The sequence below is a fragment of the Sphingomonas sp. TREG-RG-20F-R18-01 genome (genome assembly GCF_022662475.1).
Taxonomy (GTDB): Bacteria; Pseudomonadota; Alphaproteobacteria; order Sphingomonadales; family Sphingomonadaceae; genus Sphingomonas.
The window spans coordinates 39,293-62,111 of sequence record NZ_JAKNQQ010000004.1; the positions used below are offsets into that span (position 1 = coordinate 39,293).

15 protein-coding genes are annotated in these 22,819 nt (G+C 63.4%); 7 read left to right on the forward strand and 8 right to left on the reverse strand.

What is annotated here, in order from left to right:
* Positions 1-37: 37 nt before the first annotated feature.
* The 5 genes from prsR to L8K25_RS12520 all read right to left on the reverse strand — a co-directional run bounded on the left by prsR (position 38) and on the right by L8K25_RS12520 (position 6,554).
* The gene (prsR, locus tag L8K25_RS12500) at positions 38-1,405 is read right to left on the reverse strand and encodes a PEP-CTERM-box response regulator transcription factor (protein ID WP_242139323.1); all 1,368 of its coding nucleotides are present in this window, start codon (positions 1,403-1,405) and stop codon (positions 38-40) included.
* A gap of 12 nt (positions 1,406-1,417) precedes the next feature.
* Positions 1,418-3,448: an XrtA/PEP-CTERM system histidine kinase PrsK gene (gene prsK / locus L8K25_RS12505; RefSeq protein WP_242139324.1), complete on the reverse strand. Its 2,031-nt coding sequence runs from the start codon at positions 3,446-3,448 to the stop codon at positions 1,418-1,420.
* A gap of 204 nt (positions 3,449-3,652) precedes the next feature.
* A complete protein-coding gene (locus tag L8K25_RS12510; protein WP_242139325.1) occupies positions 3,653-4,471 on the reverse strand; it encodes a PEPxxWA-CTERM sorting domain-containing protein in 819 nt (272 codons plus the stop codon).
* 598 nt (positions 4,472-5,069) lie between these two features.
* Positions 5,070-5,879, reverse strand: coding sequence for a PEPxxWA-CTERM sorting domain-containing protein (locus L8K25_RS12515; protein WP_242139326.1), 810 nt, complete (start codon positions 5,877-5,879; stop codon positions 5,070-5,072).
* A gap of 213 nt (positions 5,880-6,092) precedes the next feature.
* Positions 6,093-6,554, reverse strand: coding sequence for a PilZ domain-containing protein (locus L8K25_RS12520; protein ID WP_242139327.1), 462 nt, complete (start codon positions 6,552-6,554; stop codon positions 6,093-6,095).
* Between the two features lie 318 nt (positions 6,555-6,872).
* Between L8K25_RS12520 and L8K25_RS12525 the strand changes: the two genes are divergently transcribed.
* A complete protein-coding gene (locus L8K25_RS12525) occupies positions 6,873-9,056 on the forward strand; it encodes a type I secretion system permease/ATPase (protein ID WP_242139328.1) in 2,184 nt (727 codons plus the stop codon).
* Positions 9,053-10,447 carry an HlyD family type I secretion periplasmic adaptor subunit gene (locus L8K25_RS12530; protein WP_242139329.1) on the forward strand — a complete coding sequence of 465 codons (1,395 nt, stop codon included), beginning with the start codon at positions 9,053-9,055 and terminating at the stop codon, positions 10,445-10,447. Before L8K25_RS12525 ends, L8K25_RS12530 begins: the two co-directional genes overlap by 4 nt.
* Positions 10,448-10,596: 149 nt before the next feature.
* Here the strand turns inward: L8K25_RS12530 and L8K25_RS12535 are convergent, their stop codons facing one another.
* The gene (locus tag L8K25_RS12535; RefSeq protein ID WP_242139330.1) at positions 10,597-12,504 is read right to left on the reverse strand and encodes a hypothetical protein; all 1,908 of its coding nucleotides are present in this window, start codon (positions 12,502-12,504) and stop codon (positions 10,597-10,599) included.
* On the opposite strand from L8K25_RS12535, the gene L8K25_RS12540 reads away from it, so the two are divergent.
* Complete coding sequence (locus L8K25_RS12540; RefSeq protein ID WP_242139331.1) at positions 12,465-13,805, forward strand: oligosaccharide flippase family protein; 1,341 nt, start codon at positions 12,465-12,467, stop codon at positions 13,803-13,805. The two genes, L8K25_RS12535 and L8K25_RS12540, sit on opposite strands and share 40 nt — an antisense overlap.
* A 31-nt stretch (positions 13,806-13,836) precedes the next feature.
* Here the strand turns inward: L8K25_RS12540 and L8K25_RS12545 are convergent, their stop codons facing one another.
* The gene (locus tag L8K25_RS12545; protein WP_242139332.1) at positions 13,837-15,327 is read right to left on the reverse strand and encodes an O-antigen ligase family protein; all 1,491 of its coding nucleotides are present in this window, start codon (positions 15,325-15,327) and stop codon (positions 13,837-13,839) included.
* Positions 15,328-15,755: 428 nt separating this feature from the next.
* Between L8K25_RS12545 and L8K25_RS12550 the strand changes: the two genes are divergently transcribed.
* Positions 15,756-19,244, forward strand: coding sequence for a calcium-binding protein (locus tag L8K25_RS12550; protein WP_242139333.1), 3,489 nt, complete (start codon positions 15,756-15,758; stop codon positions 19,242-19,244).
* Between the two features lie 47 nt (positions 19,245-19,291).
* Here the strand turns inward: L8K25_RS12550 and L8K25_RS12555 are convergent, their stop codons facing one another.
* Positions 19,292-20,053, reverse strand: a complete 762-nt coding sequence (locus L8K25_RS12555; protein ID WP_242139334.1) for a WecB/TagA/CpsF family glycosyltransferase — start codon at positions 20,051-20,053, stop codon at positions 19,292-19,294.
* 143 nt (positions 20,054-20,196) lie between these two features.
* Here L8K25_RS12555 and L8K25_RS12560 point away from each other — a divergent pair, with 143 nt between their 5' ends.
* From L8K25_RS12560 to L8K25_RS12570, 3 genes are read left to right on the forward strand one after another with little or no spacing between them, the layout of a single operon-like run.
* Complete coding sequence (locus tag L8K25_RS12560; protein WP_242139335.1) at positions 20,197-21,237, forward strand: glycosyltransferase family 2 protein; 1,041 nt, start codon at positions 20,197-20,199, stop codon at positions 21,235-21,237.
* Positions 21,234-21,761, forward strand: a complete 528-nt coding sequence (locus L8K25_RS12565; RefSeq protein ID WP_242139336.1) for a serine acetyltransferase — start codon at positions 21,234-21,236, stop codon at positions 21,759-21,761. The genes L8K25_RS12560 and L8K25_RS12565 overlap by 4 nt, the downstream gene beginning before the upstream one ends.
* Positions 21,758-22,807, forward strand: a complete 1,050-nt coding sequence (locus tag L8K25_RS12570) for a glycosyltransferase family 2 protein (RefSeq protein WP_242139337.1) — start codon at positions 21,758-21,760, stop codon at positions 22,805-22,807. The genes L8K25_RS12565 and L8K25_RS12570 overlap by 4 nt, the downstream gene beginning before the upstream one ends.
* Positions 22,808-22,819: the final 12 nt, after the last annotated feature.

Genomic DNA, 22,819 nt, shown 5'->3' on the forward strand with positions numbered 1-22,819 from the left:
AGGAGCATCGCATGCCCTCGACGCGCGCGACGCGTTGTCAGCTTTTCGCCATGCCATAGGTGTTGAGCAGATCGTACAGCATCGGCCGCGAGATATTGAGATCGCGCGCCGCCGCCGAGAGATTGCCGTCGTTCAGCGCGATTGCCGACGCAATGGCCGAACGGTCCGCACGCTCCCGTGCAACGCGCAATTCGGTGCGCTCCATTGCCAAACCGGTCTGTTCGAAATCGAGATCCTGCGCGGTGATCATCGAGCCTTCGGCCATGATCGTCGCGCGACGGATCCGATTCTCCAGCTCCCGAACGTTTCCGGTCCAGGGCCAATTGTTGATGGCGGTGAGGGCGTCCGGTGCAAATCCCTTGATCTTCGCCTGTTTCCCGGTGTTCATCTTGCGCAGGAAATAGCGGGCCAGCAGCACCGCGTCGCCCGGCCGCTCCGCGAGGGACGGGATACGGATCACCATTTCGGCCAGCCGGAAGTACAGATCCTCGCGGAAACGTCCGTCTTGCATCAGCGTCTTGAGGTCCTGATGCGTGGCCGTCACGACCCGCGCGTCGATCGGGATCGGCTTGCGACCGCCGACCCGCTCGATCACGCGCTCCTGCAGAAAGCGTAGCAGCTTGACCTGCATCGCGAAGGGCACGTCGCCGATTTCGTCGAGGAACAGCGTACCGCCGTTCGCCAGCTCGATCTTGCCGATCGTCGCCTTCACGGCGCCGGTGAACGCCCCTTTTTCGTGTCCGAACAGCTCGGATTCGAGCAACGACTCCGGGATCGCCGCACAATTGATCGCGACGAAATTGCCGCGCGCGCGCGCGCTCTTGGTATGGATCGCCTTGGCGAGCAGTTCCTTGCCCGTGCCCGATGCGCCGAGCAGCATGACCGAGGCATCGACATCGGCGACCTTTTCGATCGTGCGCAGGACGGTCAACATCTGCGGTGCGCCGGTGATGATTCCGTCCGCACTCGCAAGCTGATCGGCCTGTTCCGCGAGGCGGCGATTCTCCGCCTCGATTTCCGCCAGGTGGAACGCTCGCGCGACGATCAGGCTCAGGTCGGTGATATTGATCGGCTTCGAATAGAAATCATACGCACCCAGCGCGATCGCCTTCTGGGCACTTTCGCGCGCTTCGTGCCCGGACGCGACGATGACCTTGACCGCGGGATTGTGCGCGATCAGTTCGCGCAGCGTTGCGAACCCTTCGGACGTGCCGTCCTGATCAGGCGGCAGCCCAAGATCCAGCGTGATCACGGCCGGGTTTTCGGTCCGCTGGGCGGTCAGTGCGGCGGCGCGATCACCGGCAACAACGACGTCGTAGTCGGTGAAGGCCCATTCGAGCTGCGCCTGGAGATCGAGATCGTCTTCGACGATCAGAAGTTTCGGTTTTCCGTTTGTATCGACCATGTCCGCCATACCCTAATCACGCGCGTCGCTGAGCGGAAGTTCGATCGTGAAGATGCTGCCATGGCCCTCGGTACTGGCCACACGCAGGGATCCCCCCATTCCGGAAACCAGGGCCTTGGCCTCTGCCGCGCCGATCCCGAACCCGCCCCCTTTTGTAGAAACGAAAGGCTTAAACAAGCCCTTCCGGATGAAGTCCGCGGACATGCCGACGCCCGTGTCGGCGACTGTGATATGGCAATGCGACCCGGCTGCGGTCGCGGACAGGATCACGGGCTGATCCGCTGGACTGGCCTCGATCGCATTCTGGACGAGATGCTCGATCGCGAGCTTGAGCTTTTCGAGATCCCCACGGGCCTGAGCGCCCGAGCGCGCGCCGGCCGACAGCGAGCGCCGGTCCACCCGGCTCGACACGATCGCGTCGATCAGACGATCCACGTCGATGCTGGCCGGCACCGCCGATTGCAACACGCGGTCGGGCGATAGGCGGGATAGCAGGACGTTCATCTTCTGGACCGCACTGGTCAGGCTGCGGCTCATCTCGGCCTGGAATTTGGGGTTCGACCCATGCTGCTGTGCGTTGCTGGCAAGCAGCGACAATTGGCTGACGACATTCTTGATGTCGTGGATGATGTAGGCGAAACGGCGGTTGAACTCCTCGAACCGGCGCGCTTCCTCGAGCTCGAGCTGATTGTGGGCATCCGAGATATGCACGGCCGCCTGTTGCCCGATCACCTTCAGCAGGTCGAAATCCTCCCAGTCGAGCGCGCGCTGGAGCCGGGGCTTGGCGAGAATGACGACGCCGATCATCGCGGACAGCCAGATCAACGGTACCGCGACCCAGGCATCCCCGATCATGGCGAGGTCCGACTGGTCTTCCCGGGTTGGACCGCCGCGCCCGCCTTCCGGGTCGAGCGTTACGATCAAGCCCTGTTGCAGCAGATGCAATTCGGCCTCGGGGAAGTGGATCGGGCCGCTCGGGGGCGGTGTACGATGGCCCCAGCACCATCCAGCCGCCACATCGAAGCTCTGTCGGTCGCTCGTCAGCAGCAGCAACCCGGCGGGCGATTCGGTGATATCGGCAACGGCCTTCACGACGCGCTCTTCCAGCGACAAGGCAGAGCCGCTCGAATCCGAGATCGTCGCGCTGAAGCGGAGCCACTCCGCGCGATAGTCGTAGCGGTGGCTGAACAGGTTCTTGACGATCACGACCTTGAGCCAGGCGCGCGCACGGGTCGAGAAGAGCAGGAAGGCGCCGACGACGGAAAGACCCATTACCGAACCGACCGCCAGCATTGGGCCGGCCGAACCCGCGAAGAACGATTCGGAACGGGCAACCACCGACATGCTCACGAAGTACAGGCCGATCGCGACCAGCGAGAGCGACTGGAACGTCGCCTTGCGGGAAAGCGCGATCTTCCAATGCTCCTGCCGCCGGGCCGCAACGAGAAAGAGGGGCACCAGAAGCAAGGCGAGAATCGGGCGTCCCGTGGCGAGCGGATTTGCTACGGAATAGCCGAGCAGACTGACCGTATAGAGGTTGAGATCATACGCCCACAGCATGCCCAACCCGAACAGGATCAGCCGGAATCCGGTGCCACTGCTGCTGGTCAAGCCGTTGTAGAGATTGTGGAGATAGATGATCCCGCCGATCGCGAAGAGCAGCCGGCATCCGATCGTCACCAGCAGCCACGGCACCGTGCCCGACGAGTCCGGCGTTTGCATCGCCCCGATCAGGGCAGCGCAGGCCCCCGCGCCGGCGAGGATCGCCAGCAGCACGGCGCTGTGCGTGCGACGGCCAGCGGGATCGGCCAAGGGCTGGGTGGCGGTCGACAGATAGGCCAGCCACGTCACGTTGCGCAGAAAATACGCGGTAATCACGAGCAGGGGGCTTTGCGTCAGTCCCGACAGGGCCAAAGCCGACATCCCGACGAAGGCGAGCACCAGCAGCGGCGCCCGGCCGGGTCCGGTGCCAAGGGATATGCGCCAGGCCGCCAGCAAGGCGTAGGCGGCGCCAGCGGCGACGAGGATCCAGAACAACAACACGGCCGGTGTCTACACCGTAGTCATGACTGAAGCGTATAGAATTGTTGCAGCCTTGGGGCAATTTGGTCGACGCGATTGCCCGTGAAGGTCAACGGGGAAAACGAACAAAAAAAACGTGCCCCGGAGCGATCGGGGCACGGAAGGTCTCGTGCGCGCGGGCGATGGTGGCGCCCGAATTGGCCGAATACGCCGTTCTGCGGATGATCAGCGACTCCGAAGCCGGAGCGGTACGGGGCGCCGCAAGGCAACGCCGAGCATCGCGAAACCGGCGACCATCATGATCCAGCTTGCGGGTTCGGGGACCAGGCCGATGATCTTCGGGGCCGGGTCAGCAGAAAATTGTCCGCCGCCGGTAGCGCTGAAGGTGGCAAGCGAGTTGTTCGCCCCCAAGCCCAGTTTGGTTGTCAATGCCGTGAAGCTTGCGGACAGATCGCCACTGCTCACGTCCGAAAAATCGAGGAAATCGGAGGTGAAACTCACGGTATTGTCGGCCTCCGTCGAGCCCCCGAGAGTCGTCTGGCTACCGTTTTTGCCCCCGGACATGAATCCGTCGAACGTCACCGTCAGAAGGTTCGATCCCGCCAGATAGGTGTGCGTCGCGAAGTTGGGGCCGGTGACCGTAATGTCGTTGGCACTGATGAACGTCATGCTGCCTGACACGATCGGTTGAACGATAACGCTCCCGATGGTCGTGGCCGGTGCGCCCTTGTCAACTTTTGCATCGAGCGTGAAGTTCGCAACGACGCCGTTCACGAAAGGGCTGAGGTCGCTCTGAAGGAAGCTGAATTTGACCTGCGTGCTCCCCACCGTCGTAGAACTTGGACTATTGGAGGTGAAGAGCCGGGCATCTTCCGTACGCGTGGCGGCGGTACCTGAGTTGATCAACCTGACATCTTTCTGCGAATTCAGCGAACTGAAAGTCGCGAACGTCGTCACTTGTGCGCTCGCGACCGAGACAGGCGCAAGCGATGCGGTCACGGCGATCAAAGCAATATTAAGTCGCAATAATATCCCCTGAGACATTTCAACAATCCTTACACGCTCATGGCTGAAAACGCGTAACTCGGATGGTGTAACGGCTATACACTGTCGATCCAACAATACGTCCTGCAATAATCGTGCAAAACACGTCATTGCAACTGAATCAAAGCTGTAAGGTGCGCCGTCTTTTTCTATCTGTAAGCACAGCTGACACTTGGTGCAGGTGGTTCCGGTCGAAGGATGTCTTCACCTGGCCCGTGTGGCCGTCCCGTGGCGCGGGTTTCGAGAAACAGGCGTTGTGTCGGACCCGTCGCGGTCTCGATCTTGGCTTGGCTATGCCGAGCGGCCGCCCAGCAGCGTAGGACCAAGGAGTCGAAACCGGTCCGAGGTCCGGTCAGCGACCCCATCCGCACCTGGAGGCGAAGACCGCGTGGCGGGGCGGATATAAGGCCAGCACGGCAGCTATCGGTCCAGCAAGGCATCACGCCGTCGGGGGAGGCGCGGTCGTCTGTACGCCAACCTCAGTCCGGGACGTCCCAAAACCGGCGTGCCATGACATCGTCATGGCACGCCGGCCAGGTACCTCACGCTCGTTCAGGCGTTGCCCGACCGGGGATCTGAACGATCACGTCCGTGGCGATCAGGCTGCCGCGACGGTCGTGCTGCGACGCTGCCGCAAGGCTACGCCGAGCATCATGAAGCCAGTGACCATCAGGGCCCAGCTTGCTGGCTCGGGAACGGTGCTGACGATCAGCGGCGCCGGGTCGGAGGAAAACTGTCCGCCGATGGTAGCGCGGAAGCTGTCCAGGCTGCCGTTGGCTGCCTTGGTGAGCGCAGGCGTCAGCGCGGTGAAGGACGTGGAGAAATCCTTGTTGATCACGCTGGAGAAATCAAGAAAGTCAGACGTGTACGTGATGTTGTAGTTGTGCGCTGCGGTCGAGGCGCCAAAAGTGGCGGTGCTGCCGAACTCATCGCCCGAGATCTTGGCGTTGAAGTTCAGCGTGAGCAGGTTCGATCCGGCAGCCAGCGTCTGTGTGATTGAGTCCGCGCCGACGAAGGTGATGGCGGTCGTGCTCAGGAAGGTCATCGTGCCCGAGAAGACCGGCTGCGTGAAGGTCCCGTCGACCTCGGTCAGCGGCTTCGTGATGTTCGCATTGAGAGTGAAGTCAGCAACCACATTGTTGATATACGTGCTGATGCCGGGCTGAATGAAGCTGAACTGGACTTTGGATACGCCGGCGCTCGTCGCGGTGTCGGTGCTGGTCGAGTAGACGGTCGCTCCGATGCCGCTCGGTCCTGCGTTGACGAGGCTGATGTTCTTGCTCGAGTTCAGCGAGGTGAACGTTGCAAAGGTGCTCACGACGGCGTGCGCCGACGTCGTCGAGAGAAGTAAGGCGGACGCGCCGAGCGCGCTCTTGAGAATTGCGGACGAAAACAGATTGCGAATCATGGATAAACCCCTTGCGCGAGAACAGCTGCAAACGCTTCACTCGAGCCCGGGGTCGATAACGGACACCAAAGACATCGCGTCTGCTAAAGCAAGACCGATGCCACATCCATTAAATCAGCATTTTCAGAATACTAGGATTGAGCACTATTGGTATGTGTAAGCGGAGGCGACGACATCGGTCTATTAGGTTAATTCTGCGCGTTATAGCCGATGTCAAGCGATGAAGGCCCGCAAGCTGAAGATGATCGTGCTCCACAACAGGATGTTCACGCTGCACAAAACGGCGATGCGGCCGAGCGGGGGAACGCGCGTCGTATCTGCGCTCCCGGAAGACTTCTCGTCTTCAGAGCCGAAACGCCCATTGACCACCGCCCCGGCATCGAGCGCAGTCGCCAAATCGTTGGCGTCGAGCGGCCGAGCGAACTCGCAACCGTAACTCAGGCCAAGCCGTCGCACGACCTGCGCCTCCCGTGGACCGATCCCGGCCAGTCGAAGGCTCACGCGAGCGCCATGGGGTAGATCGGCCAATGTCGACATGCCAAACCCGACGGCGGACAGGTTTTCGATGAAAATATCGATCGGCTGCTGAGACGCGTCCCGCAGCGTGGCTGGCCGGGCGGCTGGAATGCGTCGGGCGGCGCGTCCGGAACGCGAAAGCGTGGCAGCCAACATCATCGTCTAACTCACTCTCCTAGGAGTAATTTATCCCGGTGCATCGTTTACCGTGCGCCGTTGACAGACCGTGGCATATGGTAACGTAAACGAAAAGGGGGCGCCGTCCTTCTGTGGAAACTTTTTTTCCACAGTCATGGAACTTTCGCAAAATTGTGCGTGCCGGCCGACAGCCGGTGTGGCTTCGCAGCGTCGTCGCCGAAGGCCTTGGTGCTGTGACGAGACGCGGTGTCGGGGCGCGCCACGGCCCGGCATCGTTACCATAATCTTTACCAATGTCAGGCACATCGGCTGCATCCCAAGGCAGCCAGGTCCGCATTCATGAAACTGCACGAGAGCGTCGAACAACGATTGTCCGAAGCCTTTGGCCCGGAACAGGCAAGGCCAACAGATCCCGAATCCGGCCTCCGCGCGCTAGCCCTGTTGTTCGCGATCCAGAACGTTTCGGTCGATCCCGCGCAAATGCGGCACGAACTGGGGCATGCCGAAGCGCTGACCGCGCGCGACATCATCCGGCTTGCACGTCGCCAGGAAGGCGCCAAGGCGAAGGCGGTCACGGTCGAACCCGGTCGCCTGTCCCGCCAGCCGCTCCCCGCGCTCGCCAACGGGCCGGCAGGCTGGTTCGTGATCGGTCGGCTGGTCGAGGACGGAGTGCTGATCCAGCGGCCCGGCAACCAGGTTGAAAAGGTCGACCGCGCCGCCCTCGATGCATTGTGGGACGGGGAGCTCATCCTCCTCACCACGCGCGAGGCGCGCGGCGCGGGGAAGGGGCGTTTCGATCTCAGCTGGTTCGTGCCCCAGATCGTGCGGTATCGCCGGTTGATCGGCGAAGTGCTGCTGATCACCTTTGCGCTCAACCTGCTTGGCCTGGCAGCGCCGCTGCTGTTCCAGAACGTGATCGACAAGGTGCTGGCGCACAATGCCCAGACCACGCTCAACGTGCTCGCGGTCGGCTTCGTCGCCGTTTCCGTGTGGGAAACCATGTTCGGCTGGATCCGCAGCCGGGTCTATTCCGAAACCAGCCAGAAAATCGACGTCGAGCTCGGCGCCCGCCTGTTCCGCCACCTGCTCGCGCTGCCGCTCAGCTATTTCGAGAAGCGCCGCGTGGGCGACACCGTGACGCGGGTCCGTCAGCTGGAGACGATCCGCGAATTCCTGACGACCGCGTCGCTCAGCGTGCTGGTCGATCCGCTGTTCATCGGTGTGTTCATGGTCGCGATGCTGATCTATTCGCCCGCGCTGTTCGGAATCGTCGCGGTCAGCCTGGTCGGCTATATCGTGGTGTCGGTCGCCGTTACGGGGACGCTCCGCCAGCGCATCGAAGAGAAGTTCGAGCGCGGCGCCGCCAGCAACGCGCTGCTGGTGGAAAGCGTCAGCGGCATCCAGACGGTCAAGGCCGCCGCGGTCGAACCGCAGTGGCAGGATCGCTGGGAACGCCAGCTCGCCGCCACCAGCGCCGCGTCGCTCCGGGTCACCAACCTCGGCAGCACCGGCAGCCAGGCGGTCGAGCTGATTTCCAAGCTGACCTTCGCCGCGATCCTGTTCTTCGGGGCCAAGGCGGTGATGGGCGGCGTCCTCACGCTCGGCGGGCTCGTCGCCTTCAACATGTTCGCGCAGCGTGTGTCCGGCCCGGTCATCAGGCTCGCGCAATTGTGGCAGGATTTCCAGCAGGTGCGCATCTCGGTCGAACGGCTGGGCGACATCCTCAACCATCCGGTCGAGCCGCAGGCGTCGTCGCGGGTCACGCTCCCGGCGATGAAGGGGGCAATCAGCTTCGATGCGGTGCGGTTCCGCTATGCGGTCGACAGTCCGCCGGCGCTCGACAGTGTCTCGCTCGACATCGCGCCGGGTGAATCGATCGGGATCGTCGGATCCTCGGGGTCGGGCAAGTCGACCCTGACCAAATTGCTCCAGCGGCTGTATCTCGCCGAAAGCGGCCGCGTGCTGATCGACGGGATGGACATCGCGCAGGTCGATCCGACGTGGCTGCGTCGCCAGATCGGCGTGGTCCTGCAGGAAAACATCCTGTTCAACCGCTCGATCCGCGAGAATATCGCTTTGGTCAATCCGGCGATGCCGCTCGACCGGGTGATGCGCGCGGCAAATCTGGCCGGCGCGCACGGCTTCATCCTGCAACAACCGCAGGGCTATGACACGCCGATCGTCGAACGCGGCGTCAACCTGTCAGGCGGGCAGCGCCAGCGGATCGCTATCGCGCGGGCGCTCGTCACCGACCCGCGGATTCTAATCCTGGACGAGGCGACCTCCGCGCTGGACGCCGAGAGCGAGGAGATCATCCGCAACAATCTCAGCGCGATCACCAAGGGGCGCACGGTCGTCGTGATCGCGCATCGCCTGTCCGCGGTGCGCGACTGCAACCGCATCGTCGCGCTCGAGAAGGGCAAGATCGTCGAAATCGGAACGCATGAAGAGCTTATCAGACTGGGTGGCCGTTATGCCGAGCTGCACCGTCGCCAATCGGGCCTGAAGGATATCGCCGCATGAACGCGCTGACGACCAACTGGCGGATGATCACCGCCACGATCGCCGAGGAAAAGGCCCGCAACGTCGGACGCTTGCGGATCGAGGACGCAGCGTTCCTGCCGGCCGCGCTCGAAGTGATCGAGCGGCCGGTATCGCCCACCGCCCGGGTCACCGCCAAGGTGCTGCTGGCCGGGGTTGCTGCGCTGGGCCTGTGGCTGGCGCTGGGCCGGACCGACATTATCGCGTCGGCACAGGGTCGCATCGTGCCGACCGGCGCGGTTCAGCTGGTCCAGCCTGCCGAGGCGGGGGTGGTGCGGCGCATCCTGGTCCATGACGGCGACCATGTCCGCAAGGGGCAGGTGCTGGTGCTGCTCGATCCGACGGTATCGACGGCCGAAGCGGCGCAGGCGCGCAAGTCGCTGGACACCGTATCGTTCGAAGTCGCCCGCACTCGGGCGGTGATCGACGCGCTTGATGGCAAGGGCTTCCGCTTCGCCGCGCCTGCGGGAACGGACGCGGCGACAGCCACGCTCCAGGTTTCGCTGGCGCGCGCCAAGCTCGCCGAGGTCAATGCCTCGATCCAGGCGCAGGCCGCGGGGAACGCCGTTGCCAGCGCGGAGATCGGCGCGGCCCGGGCGGAAGCTGCAAAGTTGACCGAGACGCTTCCGCTGCTCGACGAACAGATCTCCGCCAACGAGCAATTGCTGGCCAAGGGGTTCGTCTCGAAACTGAAGGTGCTGGAGATGCGCCGCCAGCGGATCTCGCAGGTTCGCGACCGCGACTCGGCGCTGCAATCGATCCGCCGCGCAACAGCGCAGGCGGGCGGTGCGGCGAGCAATTCGGCCAAGGCGCGGGCCGATGCGCGATCGGCCCTGCTGGACGAACTGGTCAAGGCGACCGCCGAAATGCGGTTGCGCCAGGATGAGTTGGTGAAGACGACGCAACGGGCAACGCTGCAGGCGCTGCGTGCGCCGGTTTCCGGTACGATCGGGCAGCTTTCGGTGCATACCGAAGGGGGCGTGGTCGAGGCGGCCAAGCCCATCATGACGGTCGTGCCGGGTGACGGAAAGCTCGTCGCCGAAGTGAAACTGCTCAATCGCGATGCCGGCTTCGTCAATGTCGGGCAGAAGGTGGGCGTCAAGCTCGATGCGTTCCCATTCGCGCGCTACGGTCTGATTCCAGGGCATGTGCTGGGGATCAGCCCCGACGCGGTCGATGACGACAAGCTCGGTCCGGTCTATGTCCTGCGCGTCGCGCTCGACCGCACGCGCATGTCGCGGGGGGATCGCGACGTTCCGCTCACGCCGGGCATGATGGTGACCGCAGACATCGTGACCGGTGACCGCAGTTTCTTCAGTTATCTGACCAGCCCGATCGACGAGGCGCGCGGGACGGCGCTGCACGAGCGCTAAGGGCGAACCGAGGAGGGGACGGGCAGGGCTGGGGGGAACAGGGACCCCTTCTTGCCCGCCCGCTCCTTGCGCCGACGTCCCGGAGCGTACGGGGAAAGCGCCATTGGGGCTGCCGGCCCCGACCGGCCTGACGCTGCGCCGTTGCAGGTTTAAGCGCGGACCGTGTTGGCCGCGAGCAACGCCCTGTATTTGGGGGCGGTGGCACTCGGCTGGTCATAGCTGCTCACGACACCCCAGCTTCCGTAACGCGACCCCTGACCCCCGATGCTGTTGAAGGCACAGAAGAGATCGCAGCCAAGATGCACCTCTAGGCGTAATGTATCCAAATACAGGTCATACATCCCCGGTTGGCTCTGCGCGGCACCCAAGGCGGGGTTATAGGGTAAGTCGGCTTGCCCCTTGGGTTGCAGATGCTGCCCCCCCTCGTAGACGACGTACCGCAACCCGAGCTTCTTGGCATGTTGCGCAGCCGTCAGCGCCGCTCCCGGCTCCGCCTGCTTGCGGATGACGATCCGCATGTCGTTGATGACTTCCTCTGCCGTCAGCGCGGCGCCGCGGGCTTCCCAGCGCGCATATTGCTCGTCGCCCGCACCGAAATAACCGGACTGTGCGACGGCATCGCACCCGCCATGGGCCATGCACGAGTCGATGGTCCGCAAGGCGACATCGAGCCATGCGGTCTGCGTCGCGCACACCCGAACGTAGCGGGCCCGGTCCGTTGCAGGCCATGCACGCTGCCATAGCTGGAACACGTGACCGAACAGCGCGCCGATCCGGGCCGGATGGTTCGTGCCCTTGGTCTTGGCATCGTCGTCCCACGCCTTTTCGCCCGTTGCCTCGACCATATCCCCGAGGCGCCGCGAATGGAGCATCCAGCCCGTCTGGTAGAATTGAAAGTTCCAGATCTCGTTGGAAACCTCCACATAGATCTTCCGCTTGGGGTCGAGCTTGGTGTGGATGAGCTTCGCCAATTGCGCGACATAGTCGTCGGTCGCGCGATGAGGGATGCAGATCCAGGGATCGATCCCGAGGGTATTGGCAAGCTGGATCATGATCTCGTAGGCGACGCCGCCGGCAAAATGGCGCGCAAAGCCGTTCGGGGCATGGCCTTGCGTATCGTCCGGATCCCCGCTCGTCCCGGTCATCGTATAGAAGGTTGGTCGGCGCCGGTTGCTCCATTCCTCTTCGATCGATCCGTTCGTGATGCCCCAATCCATGAAGCGCAGGACATGGAATGGGCGGCAGAATTCGAGGAACTCGGGCAGGAAAGGGTCGGCGGCAAGGTCGATATGTTCATCTGCCAAAGCGACCACGCGGATGTTGCGTACCGGGTCCGCCGGATTGGAGCGGTTGATGAAAAAGCCTTCGACCAACTTTCCGTCATGCGACATGTGGAGCACCACTCGGCCACGGCTCTGGCTTATGACACGGGTGCTTGCCACGCCGGCGAACGTTCCGTCACCATCATACAGCAGGACGTATTTGCCGCTCTTGAGGGTATTGGGCAGCAGCGTGAAGACGGCCTGGTCCGGCAGGGACCCGCCTTGCTTGACCGGCACCGCGCGTGGGTAGCCGTCCGCATCGAAGCTAAACAGATCTTGTTTCTGGGTGTCCCAAGGGCCGCTGCCGTCCGCATTGTGCGTCATCCACATGCGAGCGCCCCACATCAGATTGCGGAACGGAAAGCCGGCGCCGTAGTCGGAGACGCCGGCCAGGTTCATCCCGATGGGCAGTTTTGGAACCTGTCCTGCAGGAACGTCTGGCCCCGGCCACGCGGCATCCCCCAAGCCGGCGCGCGCGCAAGCCCCGAACACCAGTGCACTCGCGCTGACGCCGGACCAGCGGAGAAGATTTCGTCTATCGATCAGCATGGGCGACCTATATACGCGGCCAACCTTGCTGGCCATCCTTGTGTCCCTGTTTACGACCGTAATACCAACGTATCGTCGCAGGCGGCCGAGAATTGGCGCTATTCTGTCTGATCCCCAATGTCCCTTTCCCAGCGGTAGAATGTCTGATGGTTGTTGCTCGCTTGACGAACTGGGCTTCCAACGCACAAAGTTTGCGCCAGCGGGCAACGCTGGCGAGCGTCTGGGCGGTTGGGGGCTTCGGGCTGCAGCGGGTCCTGCAGCTTGCGTCCAATCTCGTTTTGACACGATTGCTGTTCCCGGAAGCATTTGGGCTCATGACGCTGGCAAACGTGATCCTGATCGGGATCGCGATGTTCAGCGATATCGGTATCAAGCCGGCGATCGTGCAGAGTGAAGAAGGCGGAAGTGAGAGCTATCTCAACACCGCCTGGACGGTGCAGGTCATTCGCGGCTTCATTCTGTGGGGCGTATGCTGCCTGATCGCCTGGCCCGCCGCGCTCCTATACCGTCAGCCGATCCTGTTTCCGCTGCTGTGCGTCCTAGGAGCGACCGCCGCGATCAACGGATTTGGATCGACCACCCTGGCGCTGCGCGAAAAGCGGTTGCATCTCGGCGCGTTGACGACGGTCCAGGTCGTCGGTCAGTTCATGACGTTGACGATCACTGCCCTGTTCGCGTGGTTGCTGGGTTCCGTATGGGCCTTGGCCTACGGTGCGGTGGTGGGTGCACTGGCCTATACCGCACTCGGGTTCGTCGCCCTGCCGGGGCACCGTCATCGTCTTTATCTCGACCCCGTGGCTGCAAAGAAGCTGTTGAGTTTCGGCCGCTGGATCTTCGTGTCGACGATGGTGACGTTCCTGGGCGGCCAAGGCATCCGCGCGATCCAGGGCGGACTCATTCCCATCGAGACGCTGGGTATCCTGGGCATTGCGCAGACCTTTGCGACGATGCCAGCCGAACTGGCCGCGCAGGTGCAGAATCTCGTCGGGTTTCCGGCGCTGTCGGAAGCGCGCGTCCACGGGAAAGAGCGGTTTCTCGGGACGTTCGACAAGATCCGGACGCGAATCCTGATCAGCTCGTTGCCGCTATTTTTCGTTCTGGCGCTTGCGGCCGGGCCGATCATTTGGTCGCTCTACGACGGGCGCTATCACGCGGCGGCAGGGTTCATGGCGTTGCTTTGCGTTACCGGTCCGATTGGTATCGTGGCCGCCGGTTATCAGAGCGCGTTCATGGCATTGGGCAAGGTGCGATTGTACGCCAATCTCATGGCGGTCTTCATGGTGACGCGCGTGGTCGGTACGGTTGCCGGATTCTACATCGGTGGCACGATCGGAATGCTGATCGGCGGCGGTGCCGGCACCTTCCTCGGGTACACCTATGTCGCCTATATGGCGGCGAAGGAGGGGCTGTTTTCGGCGAAGGTCGACGCCGTGTGCCTCTTGCTGATCGTCGTCATGTCCGTGGCGGTAAAGTTCTTCTATTTCTGACCGCTGTTCGCAAGGCTGATCCCGGCTGCCGCTAGACGGCTTCCGGTGCGCCACGGGGTTCGGGTCGACGGGGTTTTACGGCGGTCGTTGGTCGCGCCATGGGAGCACGCAACGCCAGTGCCGCTCCGGCGATCGCGAGCACTATGATCATGGGACGCGTGGGAATCGACGTGAACACCAGCATCACGCTGGCGGCCATCAGCGCTCCGAAGGCGAACGCGCCGAAGGCGATCGTCGACGGATCGCGGACCCATTTCCGGCGACGGAGGAAAAGGGTGGCCGGCGGATAGAACATGACAAAGCAAAATGCCAAAAGGCCGACGAACCCCGTTGCCAGTGCAAAATACAGATAGCTGTTGACGAAATCGATGATGCCCTCGCCCTGTTTCAGGTCGATCAATCGATTGCTCACGTTGCTCATGGTGTCGCCCGCAATGGGGTGCTTCCAGAACTCCTGGACCCCCCTTGCAAACAGTTGCTGTCGATAATCGACAGTTACCTGAGTGTCGGTCAACTGCCCCGCTTTATAGCTGTTGCGGACGAGATAGGCGGTGGCGAACGGCACTAGGACGGCTACTGCTTTCAGCAACCCAGCGGTGCCATATCGGTAGAAGGCATAGCAGAGAATCACGGTCGCCATCCCCAGGACGCCCCCCCGTGATTGCGGTGCCAACACCCCCAGCATCATCAGGGCGGGGATCGCGTATCGCGCAGGCCCGCGTCGGAAGTCCTGGCCGCATGCCAGAGCGGCCGCAAACGCGATGACGAGGGCAAAGCCGGCCGCGGTGGATTCGTCGAGCGGACCATAAGCGCGCATCGCGCCCCCGCGGAACTTCGCCACCAACCCTGGCAGGCTGATATCGAATTTGTTGTAAAGGCTTACGAATAGCGGCCAGTGCGCGCGTGCTTCATAGGTCAGCACGACCGCTAGCATGCTTCCCATGCCGGTAAGGGTTGAAAGCAGCGTCCTTCGGTCGGCGGGCGATCGCAGGCAATTGCCGATGACGAACACCGGAATGCCGTACGTGAGAAGGACTGCGGCCGTCTGCCGCAGCCAGTTCGTCGAGCTTGTTCCTCGCAGGGCGATAAAGATCATGAGGACGAGGAAAATAATGACCGACACATTGCGGTGGGTCGACTCCGATCGAGGATCCCGACGGGTAGTTGCCAACGCCATCAGGCCACCAAGACCCAACGTTGCGTGCGTCGGCCAGTCGAACAAGTAAATCCCGCCGGTGGTCAAGGAAAAGGAAAGCGTGGGGATCCCCAGGCAGCCAACGATCATTACGGTCAGTAATTGGCCCCGCGTGCGGGCCAGCAGCAATGGCAGCAACAACAGGGCAATGTGAATCAGCAAAAACAACGGTAAAAAGAAGAGGCACAGGTAGAAGGACGAGAGCACTATAAGCGGAAAGTGGCCAACCTCCTTTTTGGACTGCGTGCTCAAGCATAGGAAATAGGCCGCCCAGCCCATTAGGAGCATGATCTCTAGGTAGGCGAAATTCTTGGCGAGTGCTAGCATGAGGTGCTCGGAGTCAGGGTGGCCATGGACGATCGGAGGCGGCTAAGCCTCGCTCCTACGGACGTTTGCCGGCTGAGGAAAGTCTGCCGACGCACGGCGGCGGGTGCAGCCGAGCATGCCGATACCCGGAAGGGCAGACCGGCAACTCGTTTTCGCTACGTTAACCTTACTGGATATCGATTCTGACACCCCGCCCTTGTTAGAAAAGCCGCCAGAGCGCTGACTTTGGGGAAGAAAAGATGACCGACTCAACTGCTATTGGCATGAACCTGGCGGGCATAAGCTATTATGGCAGTCAGTTTCCCTTTTTGGACCGCTACAAGACGTCGGGATCGTGGACCGCTCGCGACAAAAACTACACACCTTTGGGCAGCCCGCCCCTGGATGCAAACGGGTACCCGACCGCCATGCCGTCGTCGGCGACGAACATGTACGCAATGATCGAACTCGATCCAGCGTCCTTGTCGATGCCGGATGTGTATGTCCTGCGGTATACCGGAGAAGCAACCTTCGATATCTCGTCGAGCCAGGTCATCAGCAAAAAGCCGGGCGAGATCGTCTTCAAGTATAGCGGCGGAAATCAGGCGCAGTTCAGCATCAATTCGATCAATGCCGCAAATCCGCCGTCCAATATACATATCGTTCGGCAGGACCAACTTGCCATGTTCGATGCCGGCGAGATCTTCAATCCGGCCTTCCTCGACAAGATCAGTCCGTTCGCCGATTTGCGGTTCATGGATTGGGGCGCGACGAACGGGTCGGGCCAGACCACTTGGGATAGCCGCGCGACGCTCAATTCGGCGTCCTGGTCGACGGTGCCGATCGAGGTCATGGTCGCGTTGGCCAACAAGACCCATACGGACATGTGGTACAACGTTCCGGCGCAGGCTGACGACGCTTATGTCACCAAAGCCATGCAGTATATTCACGACAACCTGGACCCTGCGTTGAAGGTGAAGGTCGAATATTCAAACGAGGTCTGGAACTTCGGATTTGGGCAGTCGCATTACGCCCTTGAAATGGGCGACAAGTTGTTCGGCAAGGATGTCAACGGCGACGGGAAGATCGACTCGTCCAATCCGGCCGAGCATGTCGGCGACGGCTACATGCAATATTACGGCTATCGGTCCGCCCAGATCGCCACGATCGCGAAATCGATCTTTTCGGACGCGCCGAGCCGGGAGCAGGGCGTGCTCGCTACCCAGACCGCTTATACGGGGCTCGAAAATTCGATTCTCAAAGGCGTCGCGCGGGTCGGGAATGTATCCAAGCTGTTCGACGACTACGCGATCACGACCTATTTCGATATGAACAGCGCCACCGAAGACCAATTGCTGTCGTGGGCGCGATCGGGAAGTTCGGGTCTTGATGCTGCGTTCGCCGCGCTCAAGGGTAACCTGGCTTATTACAAGACGGTCGAGCAGTATCAGGGCGCCGTTGCGTCGAAGCTCGGATTGAATCTCGTCGCCTACGAAGGCGGGATCTCCATGACGTCGTACCAATATTCGGCTGCTGCGCAGCCGGAGATCCAGGCGTTCATGGAAAAGATCAACACGGACCCGCGCATGGCGGACCTGTATAAGATCATGGCGGCCGACTTCACCGCCGCCGGCGGCACATTGCTGAACGCGTTCAACAACGTCGGGGCTTCTTCCAAATGGGGCGAATGGGGCGCGCTGGACAGCACCTACGATACCGGTAGCGTCAAATACGATGCGCTGGTCGCGTTGGCGAAGGCCGGCAACGTCGCCGCCGCGCCGGTCGCGACGGTATTTTCCGCAGACAGGATGGATGCGGCGACCACGCTGAACCAATATACGCTGGATGCCACGACACGGAACCTGGCCTTCGCCGGTACGGGCGCGTTCGTCGGTACGGGCAATGCGCTCGACAACGTCATCGTCGGCGGGAACGGCAATAACACGCTCAGCGGCGGCGCGGGGCAGGACCGGTTGATCGGTGGCAGCGACGCCGATTATCTCGATGGCGGCACTGGCGCCGACACCATGATCGGTGGCGCCGGCAACGACGTCTACATCGTCGACGATGCGGGTGACGTCGTTACCGAGCTCGCGAATGGCGGGACCGACGAGGTCCGCACGACGCTCGCCAGCTATACGCTGGGGGACAATGTCGAGAACCTGACCTACACCGGCACCGCGGCCTTCACGGGGACGGGCAACGCGCTCGACAACGTCATCACCGGCGGTGCGAACGGCAACACGATGTCGGGCGGGGCGGGCAATGACACGCTGGTCGGTGGTGCCGGCAATGACGTGCTCGACGGTGGCGCCGGCGCGGACACGATGCGCGGCGGGGCCGGCAACGACATCTACATCGTCGACAATGTCGGCGACGTGGTCACCGAGCTCGCCGGCGGCGGGACCGACGAAGTGCGCACGACGCTTGCCAGCTATACGCTGGGGGACAATGTCGAGAACCTGACCTACACCGGCACCGCGGCCTTCACGGGGACGGGCAACGCGCTCGACAACGTCATCACCGGCGGTGCGAGCGGCAACACGCTGTCTGGCGGCGCGGGCAATGACATGCTGATCGGTGGTGCCGGCGATGACGTGCTCGACGGCGGCACTGGCGCGGACACGATGCGCGGCGGGGCCGGCAACGACACCTACATCGTCGACAATGTCGGCGACGTGGTCACCGAGCTCGCCGGCGGCGGGACCGACGAAGTGCGCACGACGCTTGCCAGCTATACGCTGGGAGATAACGTCGAGAATCTGACCTACGCCGGCACCGCGGCCTTCACGGGGACGGGCAATGCGCTCGACAACGTCATCACCGGGGGCGCAGGCAACGATATCCTGTCGGGTGGCGCGGGCAATGACACGCTGATCGGTGGCGCCGGGAACGACACGCTCCTCGGCGGCGACGGCAATGACTATCTGAACGGCGGGACCGGTGCCGACAAGATGACCGGCGGCGCGGGCGACGATACCTATGTCGTCGACAATTACGCGGATCAGGTGATCGAACTCGCCAACGGCGGCACCGACACGGTCGAAACCACGCTGTCGACGTACATGTTGTCGGCCAACATCGAGAACCTGCGCTATCTCGGCACCTCCAATTTCATCGGCATGGGCACGGCCAGCGCCAATGTCATCACGGGCGGTTCCGGGAACGATTACCTGTGGGGCGGCGCGGGTGACGACACGCTGTACGGCAATGCCGGCGACGACGTCCTTGACGGGGGCACTGGCGCCGACACGATGTACGGCGGCGACGGGAACGACACCTACATGGTGGACAACGTCAACGACAAGGTGATCGAACTGCCGGGCGGGGGCACCAATGACGTGGTCCACGCGTCGGTCAGCTATACCTTGTCGGACAATGTCGAGACGCTGTGGCTGGACGGCATCGCGCCGATCAACGGCACCGGGAACAGCGGCAACAACACGCTGTGGGGGAACTACGCCGACAACATCCTGCGCGGCGGCGGCGGCAACGACGTGATCCATGGCGGCGCCGGCAATGATACACTCTACGGCGGGACCGGCGACGATCAGCTGTTCGGCGATGCCGGCAACGACGTCCTGTATGGCGGTGGCGGTCACGACTATCTCGACGGCGGAACCGGGGCGGATACCTACCGCTTCCTGCCGGGCGATCTCGGCGCGACGGCGGCAACATCCGCGACGGTCGTGCTCGGGGCGGGGCAGGGTGACAAGATCGACCTTAGTGCGATCGACGCCAATGGCGCGACCGCGACCCGCGATGCGTTCAGCTTCGTCGGATCGGCAGACTTCACCAAGCGGGCGGGCGAGCTGCGCGTGCAGGCGAGCGGAAACGACTGGCTGGTGTCCGCGGATACCAACGGCGACGGGATCGCGGACATCGTGCTGACCGTGAAGTCGACGAGCGGCGTCCTCGCCAGCGACTTCGTGTTCTGATCGGCCGGCCCTGCCGGAAGCGGACCGCTTCTCGGCAGGGCTCCGTTTCAGGGTCTGGGCTGGCGTCGCTGCGCGGCGCGCCAGCGCAGTGCAATACGGAAAATCTTCGGACCTTCCACCAGATACCGCCGTCCCAACCGGCGGGGGTTTCCGGCAAGCCGCCAGAACCATTCCATCCCGGCCCGCTGGACGATCCGCGGCGCGCGGACCTGCGCACCGACGATGAAGTCGACCGCCGCACCGATGCAGAAGGCCGTTCCCGTGACAGTTCCCGCCGCTGCCATCTCGGCCGCCAGGATTTCCTGCTGCGGTGCACCGACCGCAAGCAGCGTGAAACGCGCCTGCGCCGCTGCCGCGGCGGCAACCGCGGCCTGGCGCGCGACGGGGTCGCGACGCAGCCCCATCGGTGGCGCGTGATGGATCAGCGTGATCCCCGGATAGCGCGACCGCAATTGACCCGCCAGCGTATCGCTGCCGCCGACGAGGCACAGGCGGTCCCCGTCCTGCAACACAGATCCGAACAGCGCGACGATCAGGTCGCTGCCCGGCACTACGCTCAAGCTAATACCGTAAAGCTTGGCGAGTCGAGCGAGAATGCGACTGTCGTTGAGGCACAGCATCGCACCTTGATAGAGCGGGCGAAGCTCGGGATGAGCCTCGATCTGGACCATATGGTCGACGTTCGGCGTGACGATGTAGCCGAACGGATCGCTCGCGCGCCGTGTCTCGAGAAACGCGACAACCTGCGCAGCGGTCGGCGTGTCGAAATCGAGCCCCAGGAAGCTCGTCCGGGGGAAGGGGCTGGCCACGGAGTCGGGCTGTCGTCGCGTTGGCGTCACGGCAATCTTTCCCCCGTCATGATCGTCCGTCCCGGTGACAGGTCGAGCGGGGGGGCGTCAAGCGGTTGACAAGCGGGTGTCCACTGAGGCTAGCCGAACGCATGGATCGAATCGTGTCGCCTTTGCCGGACTCGCGCGACGCCACGATCGGCGTGGTGATGATCGGCCGCAACGAGGGCGAGCGCCTGCGACGTTGCATCGCCTCGACCAGCGCCGTCGCCGCGCGCGTCTATGTCGATTCGGGATCGACCGACGACAGCGTCGCGTGGGCCCGGGCACAGGGCGTGACGGTGGTGGAACTCGCGGTCCCGCCCAAGTTCACCGCGGCGCGCGCACGCAATGCCGGGTTCGAGCGATTGCTGCAGGACTTTCCGGGCCTTGCCTATGTCCAGATGGTCGATGGCGACTGCGAGCTTGCCCCGGGTTGGCTCGACGCCGCGCGCGACGCGCTGCAGGCGGACCCGACCCTGGCGCTCGTCTTCGGCCGACGTCGGGAGCGGTTTCCCGAACGTTCGCTCTACAATGCGTTTTGCGATGAGGAATGGAATGTCCCCATCGGCGAGGCGATGTCGGGTGGGGGCGACGTGATGGTCCGGGTCGATGCGCTGTCCGCAATCGGTGGCTACGATACAGCGATGATCGCGGGCGAGGATCCGGACATGTCGATCCGACTGCGCAAGGCCGGTTGGCGTCTGTACCGGATCGACCATGCGATGACCGTGCACGACGCCGCGATCCTGCGGTTCGCGCAATGGTGGCGCCGGGCAGAGCGCGGTGGCCATGCTTTCGGGGAACTCGCCGATCGCCATCCCGGGTTGGACGACCCTTACTGGCGCAGACAATGCCGCAGCATCCTCGTTTGGGGCGGAATATACCCCGCGGTGGTGGTGGCGATGCTGCTGCTGGCAATCGTGCTCGGGCCGATCTGGCTGCTGGCTGCGTTTGCGCTGGCGCTGATCTGGCCGGCCCAGGTCTTGCGCATCGGCAGCCGGCTGCGCCGTACCCTGCCGCTGCGGCAGGCCATGCTGACCGGGCTGTTCCTGATGATCGGCAAGGTCTCCGAGATGATCGGTCTTGCGCGCTTTCACGTCGGGCGCCTGACCGGGCGACGGTCGGACCTGATCGAATATCATCGGGGCCCGGCACACGAATGAGCAGTCTTGCATCGTTACGGGCGCAGATCCGCGAGGACTGGGTTGCCCATGGTCGTGACTGGACGCGCCCGGGGTTCCGCGCGGTCGCGGTGCACCGCTTCGGCGTGTGGCGCATGGGGATCGGCCCCAAGGCGCTGCGCGGTCCGTTCAGCCTGATGTACCGGATGCTGTTCCGGCACTGTCGCAATGGCTATGGTATCGAACTGCCCTATTCGGTCGCGCTCGGGCGACGGGTCGTGATCGAGCATCAGGGCGGGATCGTGATCCACGGTAACAGCGTGATCGGAGACGATTGCGTCATCCGGCAGAATTGCACCCTCGGGATTCGTCGGATGGATGCGCCCGACGATGCGCCCATCCTCGGCACCCGTGTCGACGTCGGTGCGGGGGCGGTGATTCTTGGTCGCGTGCGCATCGGCAACGGCGCGGCGATCGGCGCGAATGCGGTGGTTCTGGGCGATGTCCCGGCTGGCGCCGTTGCAATCGGCATCCCGGCCAAGAGCATCATGAAGGAAGCTCGATGACCGAAGCTGCCGTTTCGACGAAGATTGCGGTGATCATCGTCAATTATCGGACACCGGCGCTCGCCTTGTCGGCAGCGCGCGCGCTGATCCCGGAACGGGCCGGCAATCCCACGCTCCGGGTCGTCATCGTCGATGGTGGATCGGGCGACAATTCGGCGGACGTCCTGCAGGCCGGTGTCGTCGATCCGGCCCTGGCCGGGTGGGTCGACGTGCTGGCGCTCCCGATCAACGGCGGCTTTGGCTGGGCCAACAACCAGGCGATCCAGCGACTGCTGCAATCCGACGATGCGCCGGACTATTTCCACGTCCTCAACCCCGATACCGAAGTGGAGCCCGGCGCGGTGAGCGCGTTGCGCGACGTGCTCGACCGCCATCCGCGGTGCGGCGCAGTCGGCAGCCTGTTGCTCAACGAGGACGGCAGCCTTTCGGGATCCGCGTTCGGTGCGATGTCGCCGTTGCGCGAACTGGTCCGCGGCGCGCGGCTTGACGCGATGCGTCGCGTGCTGGGGATCAAGCCGATGCTGGTGACCGAACCCGGCGAGGCGGATTGGGTCACCGGGGCCAGCACCATGTTCCGCGGGGCGGCGCTGAAGCAGGCAGGGTTGTTCGATACCGGCTTCTTCCTCTATTTCGAGGAGGTCGAGCTGATGTGGCGGCTGGCCAAGGCGGGATGGAGCATCCGGCACGAACCCGTCAGCCGCGTCCGGCATATCGGCGGCGCATCGACCGGAATCAATTACGATCGCAAGGTCGCGCGCACGCTGCCGCCGCTGCCCCGCTATTGGTATGAGGCGCGGCGCCGGATGTATGCGCGGACCCGGGGGCGGACCGGCGCGATCCTGGCAGGCAGCTACTGGGTCGTCGGGCACGCACTGTTTCTGGCGCGCCGGACGGTCGGGCTGGGGGGCAAGCATGTCCCGGTAGCCAACGAAGCACGCGACCTTTTGCGGCACGGAATCTTGCCCAGCGCTGCCGACCTCCGCCCGCACGTTGCGCGCTGGGACGACGCGATCGACCAGCCGCCCGCGTGGATGGCCGTGGACTGACGGCTACCGGGG